Origin of the sequence: Marinobacter sp. OP 3.4, from assembly GCF_036224885.1 — a bacterium.
GTDB lineage: Bacteria > Pseudomonadota > Gammaproteobacteria > Pseudomonadales > Oleiphilaceae > Marinobacter.
Genome location: NZ_JAVVLT010000113.1, coordinates 15,548 through 38,270 on the forward strand (window position 1 = coordinate 15,548; position 22,723 = coordinate 38,270).

Genomic DNA, 22,723 nt, shown 5'->3' on the forward strand with positions numbered 1-22,723 from the left:
GACCATTCCCCCATTCTGAGGTTCTGATGCTGGCCGATGCCCTGCTGATCCTGGTGCCGCTGTTTCTCGGCTTTGCCCTGTCGATCCGTTACCGCCCGCTGATGACCGTGGTCCATTACGGTGTCGATGCACTGGTGTACTTCATCCTTGCCCTGCTGGGGGTGGGACTGGGCCAGATGGACGGGCTGGGCCAGCAACTGGCGGCCATGGCGGTCCAGGTGGGGATTCTGGTGGCCGGCCTGCTGCTGCTCAATGTGGTGGCACTGTGGTTATGGCATCGCTGGCAGCCGATGACAGTAGACCACGCAGACGGGCAAGGCATCACCAGTTACCGGCGCCTGTTCCTGGCGGCGGCAAAGCCCCTGGCCTCGGTGCTGGCGGGGCTACTGGCCGGCTGGTTCCTGCTGCCGGCGCTGCCCTGGGTGGAGGACCTGGCCACCTGGTCACTGATGCTGCTGCTGTTCCTGATCGGCCTGCAACTGCGTAACGCCGGCCTGTCCCTGCGTCGTCTGCTGTTCAACCGGCAGGGCCTGGGCATCGCCCTCTCGCTGGCGGTCAGCTCATTGCTGGCGGGTCTGCTGTTGGCGCCGTTGCTGCAGGTGCCGGTGTTCCAGTCGCTGGCGCTGACGTCCGGCTTTGGCTGGTATTCCCTCTCCGGCATCGTGATCGGCGATGCCCTGGGGCCGGCCTGGGGTGGTGTGGCCTTCCTCAACGATGTGCTCCGGGAGATCATCGCCCTGGCCCTGATACCGCTGGTGATCCTCCGGCGCCCGGCCCTGGCCATTGGCTACGGCGGGGCCACGGCCATGGACTTCACCCTGCCGGTGATCCGCAGCAGTGGCGGGCTGGACTGTGTGCCGGTGGCCATTGCTTCCGGCTTTATCCTGTCGTTTATTTCACCGGTACTGATGGGGCTGTTCCTGTCGCTGGTGTAGAGAGCGAGAGCGATCGCTTGTTTTCTGATCGTTCCGTGCCGCATTATTGGATAACCACTGATGTTGCGATGAGGGGGTTCCGGGGCAGGAGAGCCCGGCCCGTACCCCCCCAAGGAGAAGGGAATCGACCGTTGATGTCCTCGCAGACGCTACTGGCCGCCCAGCCGATCTATGACCGTGACAGCCGGATGCAGGCTGTCGAACTGCTCTACCGGAACGATGCCGGGGAGAGTGCCCTTACCGTGGGCGAGCACCGCGCCACCAGCGAGGTGCTGTTCAACTTCTGCGCGGGTATCACGGATCATGCCGCCCACTACAATGCCCGGGCCTACATCAATGTGTCCGGCGACCTGCTGCTGTCCGGAATGGTGCTGCCGGTGGATCCGGAACGGGTGATGATCGAACTGGTGGAGCGTATCGACCCCACCCCGGACCTGGTGGCTGCCGTACAGCACTGGTACGACCAGGGGTTTCGCTTTGCCCTTGACGACTTCGCCTTCCAGCCAAGCTGGGCCCCCCTGTTGCCCATGGCTTCCGTGATCAAGGTGGACGTCACCCAGTTCACGCCGGAGGAAGTGGCCCACCACAAGGCTGGCCTTGAGCACCTGGATGTCTTCTGGCTGGCGGAACGGGTCGAGGATGAGGCTACCCGGGATCGTTTCCTGGAGATGGGGTTTGACCTCTTCCAGGGCTACTACATGGCCCACCCCCGGATTATCTCCGGGCAGAAGCTGTCACCGTCGGGGCTGAGGCTGACCCAGTTGCTGGCCACCCTCTACCGGCCTGATCCGGAAGTGGGTGAACTCACGGCGATCCTGTCCCAGGACCCGGAACTGTCCCTGAACCTGATACGCATCGTCAACAGCCCGCTCTATCGGGGGCAGGGCAAGATTTCGTCCATCCGGGAGGTGGTGATCCGGCTGGGTATTACCAACCTCCGGCACTGGGCGGCCCTGCTCAGTTCGCTGCAGGTGGTGAACACCGAGCACGCCCGGGTGGTACTGGTGCGGGCCCATGTCTGTGAGGCCCTGGCGGGGCGTATGAAGACCAATGCGCCAGCCCCGGACAAGGCCTTCCTGGCCGGGCTGATATCGGGTACCGACATCATGCTGGGGGTGCCGGTGCGGGAGTTTATCGACCGCCTGGAACTGGAAGAGGATGTCCGTAAGGCCGTCCTTCACCGCAAGGGCCGGCTTGGGCGTCTGTTGCGCCTGGCGGTGATCATGGAACACGATGTCGCCATGGAGCGGGATCTGGAGGCGTGGGACCCGCGTCTGCTGACACTGTATCGTCAGGCGGCCAATCGCGTGCAGCGGATTATCCGCCAGTTGGACAGGAGCGAATGACGGTAGCCGTATGGATGTGCTGATTCTCGATGCTGATGTGCCCGTGGCCGAACTGATGGAAACCCTTGTTTCCGGTCTGTTCTCCCACGCCCGCATTCAAACGTTCCGCAATCTTGCCGATGCCCGCGCCAGTCTCGATCAGATAAGCCCGGACCTGGTGGTCTGTGAGTGGGACTTGCCGGATGGCCGTGGTCTGGACCTGGTGCGTGCGGTGCGCCAGCGTGACCGTGACGTTCCGGTGCTGATGCTGTCTGCCCGGGCGGATCGGGACAAGGTGATGGCGGCGGCGCGGTTCCGTATCCAGGGGTTCGTGCCCAAGCCGTTCAGCGCTAACGCCATGCAGCAACGCCTGCAGGCGCTGCTGCCCCGGACGCTGCCTGATGGTCCCCATGCCAGTTTCGAGGCCATGCTCCGCAAGGCCAGGGACACCCAGGTCTACCTGCCCACGGGCCTGGACCCCAACAGCGTGATGGCCCTGGTGGAGCAGGCGGATACCCTGTCGACCGCCGACCTGGCCCGGGAGTGGCGAACCGAGACCGCATTGACCGTGCGCCTGCTGGATGTGGCCAACAGCAGTGCCTTTCGCCGCACCGGGGAGCCCTGCAGCAACCTGCGGGAGGCGATCACCCTGCTGGGGGTGCGCATGAGTCTCAACCATGCCCTGGCCCAGTCGCTGGATATCGCCCACCAGCTATCGGATCCTTACCTCCGGGAGCAGGCCACGGAACAAAGCCGAAAATCCCTTGAACTGGCGGAACTGGCCAGCACCATGGCCCGCAAGCTGGGGCTGGACCCGTCCCCGTGCTTCACGGCCGGGCTGCTCCACCGCATTGGTGAGCTGGCGGTGATCAGCACGGCCCAGCAGTTCATCGCCTCCGACGGGGCCCTTGACGATGACGAGATCGAACTGGCCCTGCGCCAGTGGAGCGGGCCCCTGGGCAATCAGCTCAAGGTCGCCTGGCGACTGCCGCTGCCACTGCGGAACCTGATCGGTGCCTGCTACATGCTGCCCCGGGGCGCCAGCGAGCGTTCCAAGGTGGTCATTAGGGCCACCTGGCTGCTCTGTAACGGCCTGGAGCGCAGCGAGGAATGTGTGCGTCTGTTGGGACGACTGGGGATGGACGCCGAGAGCGCCAGGGCTCCGGCGTAACCATGGGCACGGGATTCATGTTGCCGATGGCCGTGCCAACTCTCTCTGTCAGCCCGCCGGAAAGAAGGTGCGCAGGCTGTTCCGGTAAGTCTGGGCCAGTACCTCATCCAGGTCCAGCTCCTTGACCTCGGCAATTTTCTCCGCCACGAAGGGCAGATAGAACGGCGCGTTCTCGCGACCGCGATAGGGCACCGGGGTCAGGAACGGCGAATCCGTTTCCAGCAGGATCTGCCCGATGGGGGCCATGCGCACGATGTCCCGGACATTCTCCGCCTTGTTGAAGGTGGTAATGCCGTTGAAACCCAGGCACCAGCCCTGGTTCAGGGCATAGCGCGCCAGTCCGGGGCCGGAGGTGAAGCTGTGGATCACGCCCCGGCGCTTCAGGGTATCCTCGAAATCCGAAAGGATATCAATAGTGTCTTCGTCCGCCTCGCGGCTGTGGATCACCACGGGCCGGTCCAGGTCCGCGGCAATCTGCAACTGGCGTCGGAATACCTGCTTCTGAACCTCCCAGTCGGCATTATCGTAGAAGTAGTCCAGGCCGATTTCACCGATGGCGACGATCTTGTCATCGCCACCGTGCTGCCGGATCTCGGCCTCGCAGGCATCGGTATAGGTTTCCGCCTCATGGGGATGGACGCCCTGGGTGCCGTAGAGCCACGGCTGCCGGCCACTGAGGTCGCGCACCGTGGCCAGGTTGTCCGGTGACACGGCAATGGTGATGACCCGCTCGATGTTGACGCCCCGGGTCTGTTCCAGGGTTTCCTCCAGCGGCCGGTCCTTGAGGTAGTCAAGGTGGCAGTGGGTCTCGATCAGTGGCTGGTCGAAAACGGGAATCTCGCGTCTCTTGCGACTCATAGTTGCTAACCTGTTCCAAAAGGTGCTCAGTTTATCATCAATGCCTGGGGTTCCGAACCATCGCCCCGATAGACCTTGACCATCAACCCGCCACGTTCGGAGTGTTGCCTGCCATGGTAAAGACCGCGTTCAACGAAACCTGGCTCTATGATCCCCAGCGACCCCGGTTGCGGGACTACCCGACGGATATCGATGACGCCCGGGTGCCGGCCCTGGAGCCGGAACTTGAGTTGATTGGTGAACACCAGCGGCGGTTGTGGGCCAATGGAGAGCAGGCCTGCCTGCTGGTCTTTCATGGTCAGGATGCCAGCGGCAAGGACAGCCTGATCCGGACCCTGGCGACCTACATGGACCCGGCCGGATTTCATGCCTGGTCGTTCGGTCGCCCCACTGCAACGGAACGTGCCCATGATTTCCTGTGGCGGGTAGTGCCCTTTCTGCCCGCACTGGGGGAACTGGTGGTCTTCAATCGCAGTCACCACGAGGCGGTCATGGCGGAACGGCTGTGGCCGGTCCGAAAAGCGGCCCATTACGACTGGCAGGCACGGTATAGCGCCATTCAGTCCTTCGAGCAGCACCTTGTACAGGAGGGCACCAGGGTCATCAAGTTCTGGCTTGGCCTGTCGCCGGAGGAGCATCGGAGGCGCCTGCTCAAACGTCTGGACAAACCCCGTAAACGCTGGAAGTTTGATCGTTCGGACATCGATGCCTGGCAGCGCCGGGAGGAATACCTGAAAGTTGTAGAGGAAGCTATTGCGGCGACGCATACGCCAGAGGCACCATGGTTCGTTATTCCGGGGGACCGTAAGCCGGTTGCGAGGGCACTGGTGGCAAAAGTGCTTGCCGAGCAACTGGTGGACCTGGCCCCGGAATATCCCCGTTACGACGAGGGAGTGATTGAACAGTACCGGGGCCTGCTTGAACAGGGATAGGTTCCGGGCCCCCGCGCTGACACTAGGGCGCGAATAAGACAGGAACCACACCATGATTGGATATATCCAGAAAGTTCTGGTGGACACGATCCGTGCGGAAGGGGGCGATGAGGCCCTGGCGACCATCTGCCAACGGGCCGGCGTTGAGGGCGTCCCGGACTTTCGCATCGATCAGGACTATCCCGACGACGAATGCCTGCGGATGATCGCGGAGACCGGCGCCTATTTCGGGCTGGATGAGGACAGCCTTTTCCGGCTCTACGCGGACCGGTTTATCCGGGAGTCCCGGGGACGTTTCCCCATGTTCTACCAGATGGCGAATTCGGCACGGGATTTCCTGGAGCGTCAGCCCCGGGTGCATACCGTGCTGGCGGCGGGGCTGCGTGGCGAGGAATCCCGGGATCGCGTCCGCGACAAGTTTGATATCGAGCGGGACGGGGACGACCTTATGGTCACCTACCGTTCCCCGAACCGCCTCTGCGGACTCTATGAGGCCCTGTTCGATCGGGTCCTTGAAGAGTTCGGCGATACCGGCAGCATGGAGATACTGGCCTGCCAGAAGCGGGGCGATGATGCTTGCCGCTTCTGTCTGAAGCTGGGAGCCGCCGGAGATGAGTGATTCCGAGAAGCGCCTGAGACAGAGCATCAACCGCGTTGCCGACCAGCTCTGCATGGCCATCGACGGACGTTACGACTTCCATGTGAACACGGAATCCGACGATCTGGACATCCAGAAACTGACCGTCCTCTCCAACTTCGTACTGGAATCCGTCAGGCGCAATATCCTGGAACTGGAACGGACCCGTGACCTGCTGGAGGACCGGGTGGAGGAACGCACCCGGCGCCTGGACCTGATCATCCGGGGCGCCAACGACGGGGTCTGGGAATGGGACTTCCAGACCGACGAGCTGCATGTCTCCAGGCGCTGGCTGGCCATGTCCGGGTGCGAACACCTGGGCACCCGGATTTCACCCGAACAGTGGAAGCAGCGAATTCATCCCCAGGACCGGGACCACTTCAGCGAGGCGGTATTGCAGCACGCCAATGGCCTGGAGGAGCGCTTCCACTGCGAATACCTGCTGGAGGACGGCCGGGGCGGGTACCGTGCCATGGTGGCCCGGGGCATCTGCGACCGCCACCCGGATACCGGCGAACCCAGGATGATGGCCGGCACCCAGACCGATATCACCCGGCGCAAGTTTATCGACCCCCGCACGGGACTGCCCAATGCCGCCTACCTGGAATTGATGCTGTCACAGCGACTGGACAGCCGGGTGGGGGAGGGTGTCGGGCTGCTGATGGTGGTGATCTCCAATCTGGCCCTGGTCCGGGATTCCCTGCGACCCCATGAGGAACGGAAATTGGCCCGGGAAGTCCGCTACCGGCTGGACCGCTGCATACAGCCCGGTGAACTGGTGGCCCTGCTGGCGGACAACACGCCGGTCATGCTGCTCAGGGACGACAGTGAACGTGGCCTGCGGGACCGGGCCAAAGCCGTGATGCAACAGTTCGACGAGCCCCTGCTGGTCGACGATCGCAGGATCTGGCTGTCACTGGTCATTGGTGCGGTGCCATCGGGGGAGACCCGTTTCGAAGGCTCGACGGACATGCTGCAGGCAAGCCGCACCATGTTGCGGCGGATCCGGACGGTGGGTACCGGCAGCTTCCTGGTCTACCACGACGACATGCGGCAGCGGAACCGGGAGCGCCTGGACGCCGAGCAGACCCTGCGGAACGCCCTACGCCTGCACTGGGTGGAGTCGTTCCTGCAGCCGCTGGTGAACCTGCAGACCGGGGAAGTGGATGCCTTCGAGGCCCTGTGCCGGATCCGCCACCCGGAGATGGGTCTGATTTCGCCAGGGCTGTTCATCCCGGTGGCGGAAGAGACCGGCCTGATCCGCAACCTGTCCGACGAAATGCTGAAGCTGACCCTGCCGCTGCTCAACGATCCGGCACTGGTGGATGCCTACGGGCCGGCATTCACGATCAGCGTCAACCTGTCGCCCGCCCAGCTCCATGATCCCCGGCTCGCCGAGAACCTGCTGGCGATGCTGCACCATGCGGGGGCGGATCCGCGCCGGCTGAAGGTGGAGATTACCGAGACGGCGGTGATGGCGGACGCGGACATCGCCCTGTCGGTGATGAAAGAGCTGCGGCGTCATGGGATTGCCGTGGCCCTGGATGACTTCGGGGCCGGCTATTCGTCCCTGGGTTACCTGCGGCAACTGCCCCTGGACCAGCTCAAGATCGACCGGTCGCTGATATCCGGGGTCGACCGCGATGACGAGAAACGGGCGATCCTGGAAATGATCCTGACCCTGTGCGAGCGTCTGGACCTGTCCGTGGTGGTGGAGGGCATCGAGAACGAGCTGGAACTGAGTTGCGTGCTGGGCATGGGCGCCCACATCGGCCAGGGGTTCCTGTTCAGCCGGCCACTGGCCCGGGACGAACTGATTGCCAGGGTGCCGCGCCAGGGACTGCTGCGGCCAGCGTCCGATTCACCCTGAGGAAAGTCGTTATCATGGACCCGACCAGTACAAAGGCCAGCGCCATGACCCCATCGCCCGAGGGGCATCGGCCCGATACTGGCGAGGGCCTGTACCAGCACTGGCGGCGACTCAATGACTGGCTGAACGAGTACCAGTCGCTGTGGCGCCCGGTTCCCTTCACGGAGCCTGAACCGGCATGGACTCTCCGCTATCCGGAACTGTCGGATTGGCTGGACGGCCTGGATGAACCGCAGTGCGATCTCTACGAACAGCATCCGGAACGGTTGGCCGCCCGGCTCGGTGACTGGCTGCCGGGACTGACGGACTACCCGACCCTGGTGGCGGTGCCGGATCTCAGTCCGGGGCCGGAGGCTGTGGATGGGATGACCCTGGCGGAGAGGGACGCCGTCGATATGCCCGGACGCAAGCGCCTGCAGTCGGGCGCCTTTGCCGCCGCCCTTTTGCCCCTGGCAGGGCCGTCGTTGGACTGGTGCTGTGGCAAGGGGCATCTGTCCCGCACCCTGGCCAGACAGGGTCGGGTTCCGGTAACCGGCTATGAATGGAATGCCGGGCTGGTGGAAGACGGTAACCGCCTGGTCCGGCGCTACGGCGATGCAGTTACGCTCCAGTGTCAGGATGTCATGGCGTCCGACCTGCCCTGGCCGGAAGGGGCCCACGGCGTGGCCCTGCATGCCTGTGGTGACCTCCATCGCAAGCTGATCCACGATGTGACGACCCGGCGACAGCCCCGCATCAGCTTCTCCCCCTGCTGCTATCACCTGACCGATAACCGCCATCTCACATTACTATCCGAACGCACCCGAACCGACGCCAATGCCCTGTCGCTGACCCGTGACGACCTGCGACTGGCCGTCCAGGAAACCGTCACCGCGCCGACCCGGGACCGCAAGCAGTCAGCCCGGACAAGCCAGTGGCGGCTGGCCTTTGATGGCCTCCAGCGCTGGCTCCGGGGTGTGGATGACTACCTGCCATTGCCACCCCATCCGAAGCGACTGATGGGCGAAGGCTTCGAGGCCTTCTGTCGCTGGGCGGCCGACCACAGGGGCCTGGTACTGGCGGTTGGCATCGATTATGGGCAGTGGCTGGATTACGGCGTTGACCGTGCCACCCGGGTACGCCGGCATGAGCTGGTGCGCCACCTGTTCCGCCGGCCGCTGGAGTTGTGGCTGGTGCTGGACTACGGGCTGTTCCTGGAGGAGTCCGGCTACCAGGTCCGTCTGGGCACCTTTTGCGACCGCACCCTCACCCCACGCAATCTGCTGGTGGATGCGGTGATCACACGGCCATGAAAAAAGGCGCCCGAAGGCGCCTTGTGGATGCAGGTCAGGCCGGAACTACTGGCGGACCTGGATACGGGCCTCAACCCGACGGTTCTGGGCACGGCCCTCGGCGGTCTCATTGGTGGCCACCGGGTCGGATTCGCCGTAACCCACCGGCGACACGCGACTGCTGTCGATGCCGTACAGCTCAACCAGGCGGTCCGCCACTGCCTCGGCACGACGCTGGGACAGTTCCTGATTGTAGGCGCTGGGGCCGCTGCTGTCGGTGTGGCCGGCGATTTCCGTGGTCACGTCTGGATCGGCTTCCAGGGCATCGGCGATTTCGCGGATGTCATCGTCGTACTGGTTACCGATTTCGGCACTGTTGAGCGGGAAGGTGATGTAAAGGGTGATGGTTTCCAGGGTGACCAGTTCGCAGCCCCGGTCGCCGACTTCCCTGCCCGGCGGGGTTCCGGGGCAGTCGTCCAGGCGGTCCACCACGCCGTCACCATCGGTGTCCAGCTCACAACCGTTCTGGTCAACCATGGCGCCGGCCACGGTGCCCGGGCACTGGTCTTGATTGTCCGGTACGCCGTCACTGTCGGCATCCGGTTCCGGCCGGGGAGCCGGCGCCGGGGCTGGCTCGGGTTCGCTGCTGCCGCGACTGAAGGCCAGGCTGAGGCCCAGGGAGGCCTGGGCATCGAAGGTGCTCTCGTCGATGCCGTGGAAGGCACGCAGGTCACCGCGCAGTGACAGCAGGTCAGTCACGTTGTAGCGCACACCGCCGCCCAGGTTGACGCGGGTCTCGTCATGGTTGGTGCCCGGGGTCTTCATGGTGCCGCCATCGAAATCCGCGTGGCCGGCACCGGCGGCCAGGTAGGGGTTCCAGCGGTCTTCCTGGCTGCCAAAGTAGTACAGGCCATCCACCCGCACCTCATCGAAGTCCACGTCGCCACCACCGTCCTTGATGTCGGGATTGGCGGTGGAGTAGACCGCCTCGACGGCCCACTGTGGCAGGAAACGGTATTCCAGGCCGAAGCCGTAGGTGGCTTCCTCGTCCAGGTCGCGCTTGTCGTCGAAGTACTGGTACCCGGCAAACGGATTGATGTAGATGGTCTGCAGGTCGTCATCAGCGAGTGCCGGTGTGCTGATGGCAGCAGCGATGATGGCCGCTGACAGGGGGCGCAGTGTGTTCATGAAAAATCCTCTTTCCTTGGCAAGTGGGGCGTCTTGTTCCCGACGCTTTGCCGTAAGTTAAGTTTTGTAACTGCGCCTATGCAAGTGAAAATTAACGATATTTCGGGATGTACAGATAGTGGTTACGGAAGGCTGGATGCTGATTTGATGTGACGTGAGTCTCAATCCTTTGAAACCCTTGGAGAATTTGGCTCAGGGTTTGCGGTATTCCACCCGCTCCACGCAGCCATTCCTGAAATAAACGTAAGTTAGTTCATAAATGGCGCCGTAATATTTAGTCTGGTAAACCCAGGTTTCCTGGGGCACCGGATAGACTTCCGAGGTGCGGCCGAAGGCCTGTTCCACCTGTTCCCGGGTCATGCCGGGTACCACCTGTTCCCGGGCCAGGTAGGTGCGAAGGTCGGTGGAGTTAATAAAGCGACAGGCATCCTCTTCCTCCTGGGGGGCGGGTTCTTCTTCCTGGTCGGCTGGCTCCTTCGGCGGTTCATACTCAGGCAGGTTGTCCCCGACGCTGCCGCCCACCCGGGTGTCCCTGACCGTTACGGTATCCGGGTCCGCGCTACAGGGGCGGTCGGAAAACTGAACGCCGTCCGGTCCCTCGCATTTGTAGAAGGTGGCGGTGTCGGCGGAGCCGCTCGCCGGGAAGCCTCCCAGGATCGCGCACAACAGGATGGCCGCTTGACGCAAGCCGCTGATCGCATCCGGTGCTGTCATGGTCCGTCCCCTGAGTGTTGTTGCTCCATGATGGCACGGAAATACAGGTGGGCGCTCTTCTTGCTGAAGGTCAGTGTGCGGCCGTCATCAAATGTCACATCGAAGGAGGATTCCTCTTCGCCGGTGACGGAGCCAGCCCCGAAGATGGCATGGCTGAGCCGCTGGCAGGCCCACAGGGGCTGGTTGCCGGTCTCCGCCCGGGCAGGTTCCCCGGACAGTTGCACGCCTTCCCGGCTGGCGTAGCGCTGGCTCACCGGGGTCAGTGGCAGGTCGGTGCTGAAGCCTTCGTCATCTTCCCTGTCTTTCTGGTCCAGCCAGCGGCCGAACTGGTCGCTCAGGTCGTGGCAGAGTTCCGCCACAAAACGGCTGGGGGCCAGGTCCGCATCCACGGCGGGGCGGGGACCACCGGGGCGGGTAATCAGGTGCAGTTCGTTGCGGGTGCGGGTGATGGCCACATAGAGCAGGCGTCGTTCGCTTTCCATGAAGGCCTTCAGGTCATCCTGCTGGCGGGGGCTGTAGGGCAGGTACTTTTCCTGCAGGCCGGGGACGATCACCCGGGGCCACTCCAGTCCCTTGGTGCGGTGGATGGTGGACAGAAGCACACCCCGGGTGTCGTCGCTGCTCGTGTCCTGGCGCTGGAGTGCCTGGTGGCGAAGCGTCTGCAGATGGGTGAGGGCCTCCGCCGGGGGGATGTCGAGGCTGGCCAGGTAGGCCCGGAAGCCCTGCACGGTGTCGATGCGCTCGTTGGCGGTGTCATGGGTGAGGGCCAGGCTGCGGATACCGTCGTACAGTTCGGTCTGTTCCGCATAGCGTCCCAGCAACGTGGCCACCGGGCCGGAAAAGCCATGCAGTGCCACCAGGGCTTCACCGAGGCGGCGCAGTTTGCGGGCGGGCATCGGCCCCATGGCGGAGTCATCCAGGTTGAGCAGGCAGTTGCCCCAGTCGGACTCGAACCCGGCCAGCATCTGCGCCATATGCCCCAGTTCCTGTTCCTTCAGCCCCACATGGGGAAAGCGCAGCAGATTGCGGGCGGCTTCCAGGCGATCCTGGGCCGTCATCCTGGGAAGCTGGCCGGTAACGACTTGGAGCAGGCTGGTGATGGCCTCCACCTCACGGCTGAACAGGGCGCCCTTGCCGGCATCGATGCGATAGGGGATCTGTCGGGCCAGCAGGCGCAGCTCGATGGGCACGCTCTGGCTCCAGACCCGGAACAGGATCGCGGTCTGTTGTTGCTCGCCTTCCGGCAGTCCCTCCAGCAGTTTCACCACCACGCCACCATCCTGTTCACTCTCATGGAGCTGGAGTCGAGTGGCGGGTGTGGACGGATGGGCATGGCAGAGCACGTCGTTGCGGCCCTGGTTATGGGTGATCAGGTGGTTGGCCAGCAACGCCACCCGGTGGCCGTAGCGGAAACTGTAGCTCAGGGTCTGTTGCAGGGGATCGTCGAATTCCTCCCGGAAACGTCGCAGGATGAATTCGGGTTTGGCTCCCCGGAATTCGTAGATGGTCTGGTCCGGATCCCCCACCACGGTGACCTTTGCCCGTTCGCCGGCCACGTAGCGCAACAGCAGGTGCTGGATCTCGTTGGTGTCCTGGTACTCGTCCACCAGCATCAGGTCCATCTTGTTGCCCACCAGCCGTTGCAGGGCGGTGTCCTGGTGGATGGCCATCACCGGTTCGTAGAGCATGTCGGCGTAGGTGATCTGGCTGCGCTCCTTGCGCCACTGCTCGAAGCCATGGAACAGGTCGATCAGGTAGCGGTGATGGTCGCTGTAGCCCAGTTCCTCGAACACCACCTCCGCCGGCGACAGGGTGGTCTTCACCAGGTCGATGAAGCTAGTGGCGGTTTCCACATAGTCTTTCTTGTTGCGGCGGATCTCGTCCGCCAGGTCCTCCGGCGCCAGTTGCCGGGTCAGTAACCAGGCCTGGTAGCTGACTTCCTGCTCGCCGAGAATTTTCTCGGAGAACCCTGGCAGCACACCCTCCCGCACAAAGCGTTTGTAAAGCCGCAGCCCCATGGCGTGGTAGGTGCGCACCTCCGGCAGAGCCAGTCCCAGGTCCCGGGTAATGTCCCGCAGTTTGCGCTCGAAGTCGACCCGGGCGCTACGGTTGAACATCAGCACCAGCATACGGCGGGGGTCATGGCCCTGCTGCAGCAGCCAGCGCAGGCGCCAGGCCAGGGTCGTGGTCTTGCCACTGCCGGCCACCGCGGTGATCAGCGCGTGCTCGTGGCCCGCGGTGATAATGTCGCGCTGTTCCTGGGTGAGAAAGTCGGGGAGTTGGCTGGTCATGGCCGTCATTGTATAGAACCGGCGGACAAATCCCGAACGGTCTCTGCAAGACTTTGACGCCCCCTGACACTAGCCCATAATGGCGGCTCATTTCAGATAAGGAGCGATGCGATGGCAGTGGCACTGGACGAGTCGGTGAACGTACTGGGCGAAGCCCTGGAAACCTGTGGCAACGACCCGGTCACCGGTTTCTACCGGGACGGCTGTTGCAACACCGGTCCTGACGATCTTGGCAGTCATACCGTCTGTGTCGTGATGACGGAGGAGTTCCTGGCGTTCTCCCGGGAACGGGGCAACGACCTCAGCACGCCCAGGCCGGAGTTTGGTTTCCCGGGGCTGCGGGCCGGTGATGGCTGGTGTCTGTGCGCGCCGCGCTGGCAGGAAGCGTTTGAAGCGGGAAGTGCGCCGAGGGTCCGGCTGCGGGCCACCCATCGGGGTGCCCTGGAATCCTGCGACCTGGCCGACCTGAAGCGGTTCGCGGTGGACCTCAGCTAGTGTCCCAGGATCCCTGGCAGACCTTGGCGGCACAGTTGGCCGTCCGGGGCGAGCGGCGACTGGTGCTGATCGAGGGTGACCGCGATCAGACCCTTGCCTGCGTGCGCGGAATCATGGACCGGCTTGGGCCGTCAGCAGGAGTGTGGGTGGGTAATGCCGGACACAATCCCCATGTCTCCCTTGAGCCCCTGGCCGCCGGCCAGATCCGTCAGCGACTCGGCACCGAAACGCCAGTGGTGGTATGGGACGGGTGGCAGGGCAATCCACCGGACGCCCTGGCCGCCGTCGCCGGGACCCTGGTTGCGGGCGGCCTCTGGTTCTGGCTGATGCCGCCGCTGGATCAGTGGGGCCGTTTTCCTGACCCGGACCATGCCCGAATGGGGCTGCCGGAGGAGGGGCATCATCCGTTCCTGGCCCGCCTGGCGGGAATCATTGAAGCCTCCCCATCCGTGATCCGGTGTGATGCGAACGGCGATGTTATACCGCCGCCGCTGTCCCAGAACCATGAAAACACCCCGTTTCGGGTGACGGCAACACCGGATCAGGACCGAGCCATCGACGCCATCGTGCGCACCGGCCAGGGCCGCCGCCGGCGCCCCCTGGTGATCACCGCCGACCGGGGCCGGGGCAAGTCTGCCGCCCTGGGGATGGCTGCCACCCGGTTGTTACAGGGTGGGCGTGAGCGAATCCTGGTGGTGTCGCCCCGCAAGGACAATGTGGCCACGCTGTTCCGTCATGCCGCCAGGGAGGCCGGGCTGGATCATCAGGAGCAGACCCGTTTTCAGCCTCAATCCGGCGCAACCCTGGAGTGGCTCCCCATCGACGACCTGCTGGCCCGTCGACCGGAGGCGGAACTGGTCATGGTGGACGAAGCCGCCGCCATCCCCGCGCCCCTGCTCAGGCAGATCCTGCTGGGCTGGCCCCGGGTGGTGTTCTCCACCACCGTGCATGGTTACGAAGGCTCCGGTCGCGGTTTCAACCTGCGTTTCCGCGCGGTGCTGGACCGGGAGACGCCCCACTGGCAGTGGTTGACCCTGAGGCAACCGGTGCGTTGGGCCACCAGTGATCCCCTGGAGCCGCTGGTGAACCGGCTGTTCATGCTGGATGCGGAAAACCCCGGGGCCGAAGCCGGGGAAGACATCACCATTGAGTCATGGCGTCCGGATGAAGCCAGCGAGGCAACGCTGGCCCAGGCGTTCGGCCTGCTGGTGGACGCCCACTACCGCACCACACCTTCTGACCTGCGCCAGTGGATGGATGATCCGGACGCAGTGACTATTGTGGCCAGGCGGCAGGGCACTATCGTCGGCGTATTGTGGGCCACGGTGGAGGGCGGCCTGGAGCCGGCCCTGGCGGACCAGGTGCTCCGGGGCGAACGTCGGCTGAAAGGTCACCTGCTGCCCCAGTCCCTGGCCAACCACGGCGGCGACGCGAAGGCCGCCACTCTGCGCATGATGCGGGTGGTGCGGGTGGCTGTTCATGATGGCTGCCGTCGCCATGGGGTCGGCCAGCGGCTGCTGGCAGCTGCCACGGACAAGGCCGAAGCCGCCGGGCTCGATGCCATCGGCACCAGTTTCGGCGCCGCTGTTGACCTGCTGCCGTTCTGGCAATCCGTGGGCTTTTCCACCGTCCGGCTCGGGATCAGCCGGGAGGCGAGTTCTGGTGAGTATGCGGTGCAGATGCTGCGGGGGCTGTCAGAGGCCGGAAAGGCCGCCCAACAGCGCTTGTCTTCAAGGTTCGCCGAGCAGTGGCCGGTCCTGCTGCCTGTCGTATGGCCTTCGCTGTCTTCGGAGTTGGTGTTGGCAATCAGCGTGAATCTGCCATCGGCGCCGCCCCTGACCGGGCAGGAGATCATCGAGCTGGAGGCCTTTGCTCATGGGCATCGGGGATTCGAACTGACCTTGCCGGCCTTGAAGCGGCTGGCCTTCCAGGTTGAGGCCTGTCATCGGTTGCCCGACTTCACCGAGGCGGCGTTATGGGTACGTGTTGTGCTTCAGAATGCGTCCTGGAACGCAGTCCGAAATGACGGACTGTGTGACGGTAAGCGGAATGGTGAGTCCAGGCTGAAACCGCTGGTTGCCGGCCTGTTGGCAACCAGCAGGAAATCCTGACACAACTCCGGCAGTCCGCCCCTCAAGGCGACCGCATCAACTCCCTGGCCCGCGACAACAACGGCTGCGCCTGTCGGGTCCGGTTGCGGGCCAACATGCTGTCGGCCATGGCCAGGTAGGCGTCCGAGAGTTGCTGGCGGACGTTGGCCAGGGGCTCGAAGGTGGGCGGCAGGCGGTTGAGTACCGCGATCATTTCCTCGTAGACCTTGTCCAGTTGATCACGGCTGCCGGCGTTGGCGATCTCGTCGCGCCAGCGTTCGAAGCGGTCGGCGTAGAAGTCTTCCGCCGCCTTGGCCGGGAACACCGCCTGGTCGTTGCCATTGGCGATTTCCGCGTAATAGGTGCCTAACTCCTTGATGGATGACTCCATGGATTCCGCGCGGGCCAGCTTTTCGGCCACCCCGGGCTGGCCGGCGAACAGCTGTTCACCCAGGATCAGCAGACGGGCCAGGGCGGCGTCGTTGTCGGAGTCCAGGGCTTCCGTGAGCTGCTGGTCGAAATGCTCCGTGGCCTGCTCCGAGGGCGCAGCGGGGGCCGCTCCGATCAGCTGCAGGTCCCTGGTCAGCTCGGTGACATCCTCCCAGGCCTGTTGGCTGCGGTAATTCCCCTCGTCCAGACGGGTGGCCAGTTCGTCACCCAGGGCTGCCTCCAGGGACTGGCGGCGTCGGATAATGCGTGTTTCCAGTTCCGCCAGTTGGTGGTCCCGGGGGTAGACCCTCTGGGCCTCCGCCAGCAGGTCCAGGGCGGCGGGAATATCCGGCAGTTCCTGCCCGCTGCGGCCTCCTACCAGGATGCCGTTGATCTGTGACAGATACCATTCCAGCAGGCTGCCGGACTGCTGACGCAGGATTCCGTTGCGTTCCAGGGAGGGCAGGGTATTCACCTCCTGTAGCAGTTGTTCCGGTGGCAGCCCGAGGATCCGGCGGACATTGGCCTGGTGCTCGTCCTTTTCCGCCAGCGCTTGCTCAGCGGCCATTGTCTGGGTGTACTGCTGGTACCAGAGGAAACTTGCCGCGGCAGCAGCAGCGACGACCAGTACCGAGGCCGCCCAGGGCTGCCAGCGAAGTGGGTCCATGCGCCGTTGCAGAAGTTCCAGGGAACTGTAGCGGGGATCGTAGCGAAGGTTGCGTTTCACCACGCGCCAGAAGCGGCGGGGCATGCTCTTGGGTTTTTTGAGCTTGTAGCTGCCCAGTTCCTCCAGGCTCAGCTTCTGCCGGTCAAAGGGGTGCCGGGACGACAACAACTCGTAGCTGATACAGGCCAGGGCATAGAGGTCATCCTGGGGCGACGGGTCCTTGCCCTCGATCAGCTCCGGCGACGCGTAGGCCGGTGTGTAGCCGTAGATGGAGGTCTCATCCTCGGCGCGGGGGTTCAGGTAGTCCTCAGGCTGCTGGGCCTGGAGGGCGCGGGAAACGCCGAAATCAAGTAGCTTGATGCGCCCCTCGCGGGTGAAGAAGATGTTGGAGGGCTTCAGGTCAGCGTGGACAATGCCCTGGCTGTGGGAATACTCCAGCGCCTCGGCCACCTGGCGCAGCACCGCCACGCAGCCCTTCCATTTCAGGCCGTTGGGCTTGGCCCGCTGGATGATGCGGGACAGGGGTTCGCCCTCCAGCAGTTCCATGACCAGGAACCAGGTGTCGCCGTCGTGGTTCAGGTCATGGATGCGGATGATATTGGGGTGCGACAGACGCTTGGACTTGGCGGCCTCCCGGGCCAGCAGGCTGCGGGCGCCGGGATCGCGGGTAAGGCTGGTGCGCAGGATCTTCAGGGCCACCAGACTGTCCCGGGAGCCGGACTTCTCCAGGTTCTGGTCCACGGCCTTGTAAACATCGCTCATGCCGCCGGAGGCGATCAGCGACACGATCCGGTAGCGGCCATTCAGGACCAGCCCCAGGCGCTTGTGGCGAGGGCCTTCCGGCGCGTCCTGGTCCCGTTCCCCGGGGGGCTGGAAGCCCGGGTTATGGGTTTGGGTGCTGTCGTCAAGAATGGTGTCGTTGGCGTCCATCCGGATATCCTTACCGCTCTTCATCCATGGATTAGCGCCGGGGCCTGCGACATTAAGGTGGCAGACCGCCACGGCGCCTGAAACTGCCCGGGCGCTGCCGTGGTCCGGCGTATTATTTATGCCGGCCGGACAACTTGCTCCGGTTGTTGCTGGTGATGTCAATCAGGGAGACTGCAAGGAGGGGCCGGGCCAGCATACTGAGTCGGCATGGTCACGCAGACGGGGTCTTGAATGGCCTGGTAACGGTTCCTCATGCTCCCTGAGGATTAAACTTCCTGAAGGTCGAATGCTATTCAGGTTGTGTGCATCAAGTCAAGCGGCCTGTTTTCCTTAAAGGTCGGTAATGTGACGCGTCTCCGGTTATGTGTGGTCTGGCGATCCCAGCCCGGGATCACCGTGATTGACATTGGCGGGGACACTGAATAATCTCTGTGCGGTCGGTTACCCGGAGCCCTTCCGGTGTCACCGGTTCACCCAGGATGTACCTGCGTTGCAGGTCGGGAATGCGCGCCAGCCGCCAGGCTGTCGGGCCAGGACAGATGTCAAAGGAAGGATTGGCTCATGGAACTCGAGCTCGCCATCACCAGCTATCAGCGGCTTTCACCCGCCGTTACCTCCACCAGACGATTCTCGCCGGGGCAGACCTGGGTGGTCGGTCGTTCGGAATCCTGCGACTGGCACCTGCCGGATCCCGGCAAGGTGATTTCCTCCCGTCATGCCGAGATCCGTTCCGAAGGCGGGCGTTTCCTGATTCGCGACACCTCCACCAATGGCGTCTTTGTCAACGACGGCCAGGAACCCCTGGGTCGTGATGCCGAGTCACCGATCCGGCACGGCGATCGCCTGCGCTTTGGCGATTACGAGATTGCCGTGAGTATTGCCGGTGAAGACAGTCCGTCGGATAACGCCGTACAGGCGCCACCCGCTGCCCGCCGGCAGCCTGGGTCCTCGCCGTCGCCCCTGGCCGGTGGGCTGTCGGACCCCATTGTCGGGCCGGCCAAGCCGGAGCAGGACAATAGTGACATGAACGCGGTCCTGGCCTCCGGGCTCAACGAACGTTTCCTGGGTGACAGCCACGTGGATATGCCCAAGGCGGAAATTCCCGACCAGTGGGACTGGGGAGCTGTGTCTGGACCCGACGAGGAACGGGAACGCACCACCAAAAAGCAGGTTGACCAGCTTCAGGCCCTGCTGGACGGGCTGGGCCTGGGGGGCATGGAATCCGCCTCGCTGACACCAGACCAGTGCCGTGCCCTGGGGAACCTGACCCGGACCCTGCTGGACCGGCTGTTGGATCTGCTGCATATGCGGGCCCGTCAGAAGCAGCAGCTTCGGGTCAAGCAGACGCTGTTCCAGCGTAGCGAGAACAATCCCCTGAAATTCTCGGCCACCTCCAGCGATGCCCTGGAAAGCCTGCTGTTCCGACGGCACCCGTCTTTCCTTGGTCCCGAGGAAGCCGTGTCCCAGGCCTTCAGTGATGTGGTCAATCATGAACGCGCCCTGCTCGTGGGCGTGGAAGAAGTGATCCGGGACATCCTGCAACCGCCATCCGGCAGTGAGGAGGGCGGATTGTTCCAGAAACGCAAGGCACTGGCGGCGGTGCATCAGCGGCGCCAACAGCACCTGCAGGAATACGGTGATGCCGACCGTATGCTGCGCAGCGATACCTTTGTGGACGCCTATGAAGTGGCGGTGAGTCGTAGTGAAAGGGAGTAGTCAGACAATGCGATGGTTTCAGTGTTTGTTCCTTGTCAGTGTGGTGCTTTTGAGCGGCTGTACGGTGGCCAATTATGTGGTGGACCCGTATACCCGGATGAGCTTCCAGGCCAGCGACGACATCAACCCGGATGGTTCCGGGCGGGCGTCGCCCCTGGTGATCCGGATCTATGAGTTGCGGTCCGTGGATACCTTCCGCAGTGCCGGTTTCTTTGATCTGTACGACGAGCCCGAAGGCGTCCTCGACCAGGACCTGCTTTCCATGGATGAGGTGGTACTGCGGCCGGAACTGGTGGAGAAGCTGCCGGAAAAGAGGCTGGATGAGAACACCCGCTATATCGGCATCGTGGCAGCCTTCCAGAACATCGATGAAGCCGAGTGGAAAATGGTCCTGGATGCAAACCCCCAGGGATACAAGGACATCCGGATTGCCGTTGACGGTCTGGAAATGACCCGGGTCCGCGACTGAGTCGCGCCACCAGAACCGCGAAGTTTTACACACGAAAGGACAGCACATCATGGAACGATTGGCCAAGGTCGCCTGGTCTGAGGGCATGTTGCTCAGGCCCCAGCATTTCCAGCAGCAGGACCGGTTCCTGTATCACGCTGCCTGCCAGCGGCACAATTTGATGAACCCCCACGGCTACGGGGTGCGGGAGCTGATCATGGACCAGCAGGCCCCGGCCCTGGGCCAGATCAGCCTGGTGAAGGTCACCGGCATCTTTCCCGACGGCATGCCCTTCGCGTTCGACCAGAGTGACGGCCTGGAGCTGGAAATACCCGGTGACGCCCGGGACGAACTGGTCTGGCTGGCGGTGCCCACGGAGCGCCAGGCCGGCGTCAATATCGCCGTGCAGGACCAGGGCCAGGTGGCCCGGTATATGTTCCAGGAAAGCAGCGTGCAGGACGACTCCGACGAGAGCGGTGAAGAGGAAACCCTGGGCCTGGCCCGCCTGAATCCCACCCTGCGCATGGGCCGTGAGGACCTGTCCGGCTACGCCGCCATTCCGGTGGCCCGGGTGGTGGAAGTCATCGCCGACAAGGAAGTGCGGCTGGACCGTAATTTCATGCCGCCCTGCCTGGACGTGGAGCGCATCGCGCCGCTGTCCTCCCTGGTGCGGGAGTCCCTGGCCATGGTCAAGCAGCGGGGCAAGGCCCTGGCGGGGCGCATGCAGAAGGGGGCCGAGCAGTCCACCACCCTGTTCGACGTGCTGATGCTGCAGACCCTCAACCGCTGGCAGCCCACCCTGGAGCACGTCAAGGACAGCCCGCTGGTCCACCCCGAGCGGTTCTACGAACTGGTGGTCACCCTGATCGGGGAGCTGGCCACCTTTACCCGCGCCGAGAAGGTGCCCCCCAAGCTGCCGGAATACCGCCACGACCGGCTCACGGAAACCTTCGGTGACCTGGCGGCGGCCCTGAGCCAGTCCCTGAGCACGGTGCTGGAGCAGACGGCCGTGGCCCTCAAGCTGGAAGAGGCCCAGTTCGGCATTAAGGTGGCGCCGCTCACCGACAAGTCCATGCTGGAGTCCGCCCAGTTCGTGCTGGCGGTGCAGGCCGACCTCACCACCGAGGATATCCGCCGTCGTCTGCCGGCCCAGATCAAGCTGGGGCCGGTGGAGCATATCCGCGACCTGGTCAACAACCACCTGCCGGGTATCGGTATCAGCGCACTGCCGGTGGCACCGCGCCAGATCCCGTTCCACGCCGGTTATCACTACTTCCTGCTGGACAACAAGAGCGACCGCTGGGAGCAGCTCAAGCAGAGTGGTGGCCTGGCGTTGCATGTGTCCGGCAACTATCCCGGACTCAAGCTGGAACTCTGGGCCATCAGGCAGTAGCCCGTTTCAGGGACGTTGAGCATCAGACAGGGACGATGACATGAACGACAGTACCGTAATCAAGCCCAGGCCGGGGGCCCGGCAGGTAGAACCGAGGCCTGACCGGCCGTCCGCCGACGATGACCGCACCCTGCTGTCATCACCGTCCGGGGGCGCCACCGATGGGGGCTATCCCACCGAGTCCGCCGGCCGCTTCCGGTTACCCACCACGCAGCTGGGGCCGGTGTGCGATGAGGCCTCGCGACTGCTGTCGGTGGCCAACCGCCTGTCCCGCGCGGAAGGTGTGGAGGACATGACCCACCTGAGGCGCCAGTGCATGGACCTGGTGCGGGAGTACCGGGCGGCGCTGAAGGCGGCGGACCAGAGTCCGGAAACCGTCGACGTGGCCTCCTATTGCGTCTGCGCCCTGCTGGACGAGATCGTGCTCAACAGCACCTGGGGGCAGAGCGGTCAGTGGGCGGCGGCCTCGCTGCTGTCGGAGTTCCACTCCCAGACCTGGTCCGGCACCCACTTCTTCGAACTGGTGGACAAGGCTCGTCGCACCTCCAACATCCCGTTGATGATGCTGCAGTACCTGTGCCTGTCCCTGGGGTTCAAGGGGCGTTACCGGGTGGAGGAACGCGGCGAGGAGCAACTGGATATCCTGCGGGACTGTCTCTACCACGAGATCTGCGCCGACCAGGGCCGTTTCACCACCCCGTTCGACCGTGGCTGGGAAGGCCGGGTGACCCCCGGAACCGGTCTGACCCACGGCGTGCCCCTGTGGGTGGGGGCCGCCATCTGCGCTGTGGCCCTGCTGCTGGGCTACCTGTGGCTGACCCACCAGCTCAATACCTTTGCCGAGCCGGTGCTGGCGGATCTGAATCAGGTTGGCATTCCCGAGCGCCCCGCCCAGGAGGGGCCTGGCAATCCGGATGATCTGCGTTACCTGCGGCAGATGTTGCAGACCGAGATCGATCGCGGTCTGGTGGAGCTGGATGGGGAAGAATCCGGTACCCGCCTGCGTATCGGCAATGAATCCCTGTTCGCACCCGGCGGAGTCGATGTCAGTGAAGATATGGTCCCGGTGATCAGCAAGATTGCCCGTGCCCTGGAATCCACCAGCGGTTCCATCCTGGTGACCGGCCATACCGACAACCGGCCCATCGCCACCAGCCAATATCCGTCCAACTGGCACCTGTCGCTGGCCCGGGCCACCTCGGTGTCGGACATGCTGGGGCGCAACGGCAACCTCACGGGCCGTCTGTGGCCGGAAGGCCGGGGTGAGGCCGAGCCGCTGTTCAAGAACGACACCGCCGAGAATCGCGCCCGCAACCGTCGCGTGGAAATCCTCCTGGTACCGGAAACTTAAGGAAGAGGTCTG

At 64.0% G+C, this 22,723-nt stretch carries 18 protein-coding genes; 13 read left to right on the top strand and 5 right to left on the bottom strand.

What is annotated here, in order from left to right; all coding sequences use genetic code 11:
* Positions 1-26: 26 nt before the first annotated feature.
* The 3 genes from RO069_RS19085 to RO069_RS19095 all read left to right on the top strand — a co-directional run bounded on the left by RO069_RS19085 (position 27) and on the right by RO069_RS19095 (position 3,431).
* Entirely contained in the window at positions 27-935 is a 909-nt protein-coding gene (locus tag RO069_RS19085; protein ID WP_328189650.1) for a lysine exporter LysO family protein, read from the top strand.
* A 134-nt stretch (positions 936-1,069) separates the two neighbouring features.
* Entirely contained in the window at positions 1,070-2,281 is a 1,212-nt protein-coding gene (locus RO069_RS19090) for an EAL and HDOD domain-containing protein (RefSeq protein WP_328189651.1), read from the top strand.
* 10 nt (positions 2,282-2,291) lie between these two features.
* Positions 2,292-3,431 (top strand): HDOD domain-containing protein, encoded by a 1,140-nt coding sequence (locus tag RO069_RS19095; protein WP_328189652.1) that lies wholly within the window; start codon positions 2,292-2,294, stop codon positions 3,429-3,431.
* A 48-nt stretch (positions 3,432-3,479) separates the two neighbouring features.
* Here the strand turns inward: RO069_RS19095 and RO069_RS19100 are convergent, their stop codons facing one another.
* Positions 3,480-4,289 (bottom strand): TatD family hydrolase, encoded by an 810-nt coding sequence (locus RO069_RS19100; protein ID WP_328189653.1) that lies wholly within the window; start codon positions 4,287-4,289, stop codon positions 3,480-3,482.
* Positions 4,290-4,402: 113 nt separating this feature from the next.
* Here RO069_RS19100 and RO069_RS19105 point away from each other — a divergent pair, with 113 nt between their 5' ends.
* From RO069_RS19105 to RO069_RS19120, 4 genes are read left to right on the top strand one after another with little or no spacing between them, the layout of a single operon-like run.
* A complete protein-coding gene (locus RO069_RS19105) occupies positions 4,403-5,221 on the top strand; it encodes a polyphosphate kinase 2 family protein (RefSeq protein WP_328189654.1) in 819 nt (272 codons plus the stop codon).
* A 52-nt stretch (positions 5,222-5,273) separates the two neighbouring features.
* Positions 5,274-5,840: a heme NO-binding domain-containing protein gene (locus RO069_RS19110; protein ID WP_328189655.1), complete on the top strand. Its 567-nt coding sequence runs from the start codon at positions 5,274-5,276 to the stop codon at positions 5,838-5,840.
* The gene (locus RO069_RS19115; protein WP_328189656.1) at positions 5,833-7,728 is read left to right on the top strand and encodes a putative bifunctional diguanylate cyclase/phosphodiesterase; all 1,896 of its coding nucleotides are present in this window, start codon (positions 5,833-5,835) and stop codon (positions 7,726-7,728) included. The genes RO069_RS19110 and RO069_RS19115 overlap by 8 nt, the downstream gene beginning before the upstream one ends.
* A 14-nt stretch (positions 7,729-7,742) precedes the next feature.
* A complete protein-coding gene (locus RO069_RS19120) occupies positions 7,743-9,020 on the top strand; it encodes a methyltransferase (protein WP_328189657.1) in 1,278 nt (425 codons plus the stop codon).
* A 45-nt stretch (positions 9,021-9,065) separates the two neighbouring features.
* Here the strand turns inward: RO069_RS19120 and RO069_RS19125 are convergent, their stop codons facing one another.
* From RO069_RS19125 to RO069_RS19135, 3 genes are all read right to left on the bottom strand, one after another.
* Positions 9,066-10,187, bottom strand: a complete 1,122-nt coding sequence (locus RO069_RS19125; RefSeq protein WP_328189658.1) for an OmpA family protein — start codon at positions 10,185-10,187, stop codon at positions 9,066-9,068.
* Positions 10,188-10,379: 192 nt separating this feature from the next.
* Positions 10,380-10,901: an outer membrane protein assembly factor BamE domain-containing protein gene (gene bamE, locus RO069_RS19130; protein WP_328189659.1), complete on the bottom strand. Its 522-nt coding sequence runs from the start codon at positions 10,899-10,901 to the stop codon at positions 10,380-10,382.
* A complete protein-coding gene (locus RO069_RS19135; protein WP_328189660.1) occupies positions 10,898-13,192 on the bottom strand; it encodes an ATP-dependent helicase in 2,295 nt (764 codons plus the stop codon). The genes bamE and RO069_RS19135 overlap by 4 nt, the downstream gene beginning before the upstream one ends.
* Positions 13,193-13,303: 111 nt before the next feature.
* Here RO069_RS19135 and RO069_RS19140 point away from each other — a divergent pair, with 111 nt between their 5' ends.
* Positions 13,304-13,687, top strand: coding sequence for a DUF2237 family protein (locus RO069_RS19140; RefSeq protein ID WP_328189661.1), 384 nt, complete (start codon positions 13,304-13,306; stop codon positions 13,685-13,687).
* 23 nt (positions 13,688-13,710) lie between these two features.
* Positions 13,711-15,798, top strand: coding sequence for a tRNA(Met) cytidine acetyltransferase TmcA (locus tag RO069_RS19145; protein ID WP_328189662.1), 2,088 nt, complete (start codon positions 13,711-13,713; stop codon positions 15,796-15,798).
* Positions 15,799-15,820: 22 nt separating this feature from the next.
* Here RO069_RS19145 and RO069_RS19150 read toward each other — a convergent pair whose 3' ends face one another.
* On the bottom strand, positions 15,821-17,803 hold the full coding sequence (locus RO069_RS19150) for a serine/threonine-protein kinase (protein ID WP_328189663.1): 1,983 nt from the start codon (positions 17,801-17,803) through the stop codon (positions 15,821-15,823).
* A 561-nt stretch (positions 17,804-18,364) separates the two neighbouring features.
* On the opposite strand from RO069_RS19150, the gene tagH reads away from it, so the two are divergent.
* The 4 genes from tagH to tssL are packed head-to-tail and all read left to right on the top strand — an operon-like array spanning position 18,365 to position 22,711.
* Complete coding sequence (tagH, locus tag RO069_RS19155) at positions 18,365-19,519, top strand: type VI secretion system-associated FHA domain protein TagH (RefSeq protein WP_328189664.1); 1,155 nt, start codon at positions 18,365-18,367, stop codon at positions 19,517-19,519.
* 7 nt (positions 19,520-19,526) lie between these two features.
* Positions 19,527-19,988: a type VI secretion system lipoprotein TssJ gene (gene tssJ / locus RO069_RS19160; protein WP_328189665.1), complete on the top strand. Its 462-nt coding sequence runs from the start codon at positions 19,527-19,529 to the stop codon at positions 19,986-19,988.
* Between the two features lie 49 nt (positions 19,989-20,037).
* Positions 20,038-21,360, top strand: a complete 1,323-nt coding sequence (tssK, locus tag RO069_RS19165; protein WP_328189666.1) for a type VI secretion system baseplate subunit TssK — start codon at positions 20,038-20,040, stop codon at positions 21,358-21,360.
* 40 nt (positions 21,361-21,400) lie between these two features.
* The gene (tssL, locus tag RO069_RS19170) at positions 21,401-22,711 is read left to right on the top strand and encodes a type VI secretion system protein TssL, long form (protein ID WP_328189667.1); all 1,311 of its coding nucleotides are present in this window, start codon (positions 21,401-21,403) and stop codon (positions 22,709-22,711) included.
* Positions 22,712-22,723 lie beyond the last annotated feature (12 nt).

Excerpts from the sequence above, each read along its gene's own strand:
- RO069_RS19085 (WP_328189650.1), top strand. The coding sequence starts at position 27 with ATGCTGGCCGATGCCCTGCTGATCCTGGTGCCGCTGTTTCTCGGCTTT.
- RO069_RS19090 (WP_328189651.1), top strand. The coding sequence starts at position 1,070 with ATGTCCTCGCAGACGCTACTGGCCGCCCAGCCGATCTATGACCGTGAC.
- RO069_RS19095 (WP_328189652.1), top strand. The coding sequence starts at position 2,292 with ATGGATGTGCTGATTCTCGATGCTGATGTGCCCGTGGCCGAACTGATG.
- RO069_RS19100 (WP_328189653.1), bottom strand. The coding sequence starts at position 4,289 with ATGAGTCGCAAGAGACGCGAGATTCCCGTTTTCGACCAGCCACTGATC.
- RO069_RS19105 (WP_328189654.1), top strand. The coding sequence starts at position 4,403 with ATGGTAAAGACCGCGTTCAACGAAACCTGGCTCTATGATCCCCAGCGA.
- RO069_RS19110 (WP_328189655.1), top strand. The coding sequence starts at position 5,274 with ATGATTGGATATATCCAGAAAGTTCTGGTGGACACGATCCGTGCGGAA.
- RO069_RS19115 (WP_328189656.1), top strand. The coding sequence starts at position 5,833 with ATGAGTGATTCCGAGAAGCGCCTGAGACAGAGCATCAACCGCGTTGCC.
- RO069_RS19120 (WP_328189657.1), top strand. The coding sequence starts at position 7,743 with ATGGACCCGACCAGTACAAAGGCCAGCGCCATGACCCCATCGCCCGAG.
- RO069_RS19125 (WP_328189658.1), bottom strand. The coding sequence starts at position 10,187 with ATGAACACACTGCGCCCCCTGTCAGCGGCCATCATCGCTGCTGCCATC.
- bamE (WP_328189659.1), bottom strand. The coding sequence starts at position 10,901 with ATGACAGCACCGGATGCGATCAGCGGCTTGCGTCAAGCGGCCATCCTG.
- RO069_RS19135 (WP_328189660.1), bottom strand. The coding sequence starts at position 13,192 with ATGACCAGCCAACTCCCCGACTTTCTCACCCAGGAACAGCGCGACATT.
- RO069_RS19140 (WP_328189661.1), top strand. The coding sequence starts at position 13,304 with ATGGCAGTGGCACTGGACGAGTCGGTGAACGTACTGGGCGAAGCCCTG.
- RO069_RS19150 (WP_328189663.1), bottom strand. The coding sequence starts at position 17,803 with ATGGACGCCAACGACACCATTCTTGACGACAGCACCCAAACCCATAAC.
- tagH (WP_328189664.1), top strand. The coding sequence starts at position 18,365 with ATGGAACTCGAGCTCGCCATCACCAGCTATCAGCGGCTTTCACCCGCC.
- tssJ (WP_328189665.1), top strand. The coding sequence starts at position 19,527 with ATGCGATGGTTTCAGTGTTTGTTCCTTGTCAGTGTGGTGCTTTTGAGC.
- tssK (WP_328189666.1), top strand. The coding sequence starts at position 20,038 with ATGGAACGATTGGCCAAGGTCGCCTGGTCTGAGGGCATGTTGCTCAGG.
- tssL (WP_328189667.1), top strand. The coding sequence starts at position 21,401 with ATGAACGACAGTACCGTAATCAAGCCCAGGCCGGGGGCCCGGCAGGTA.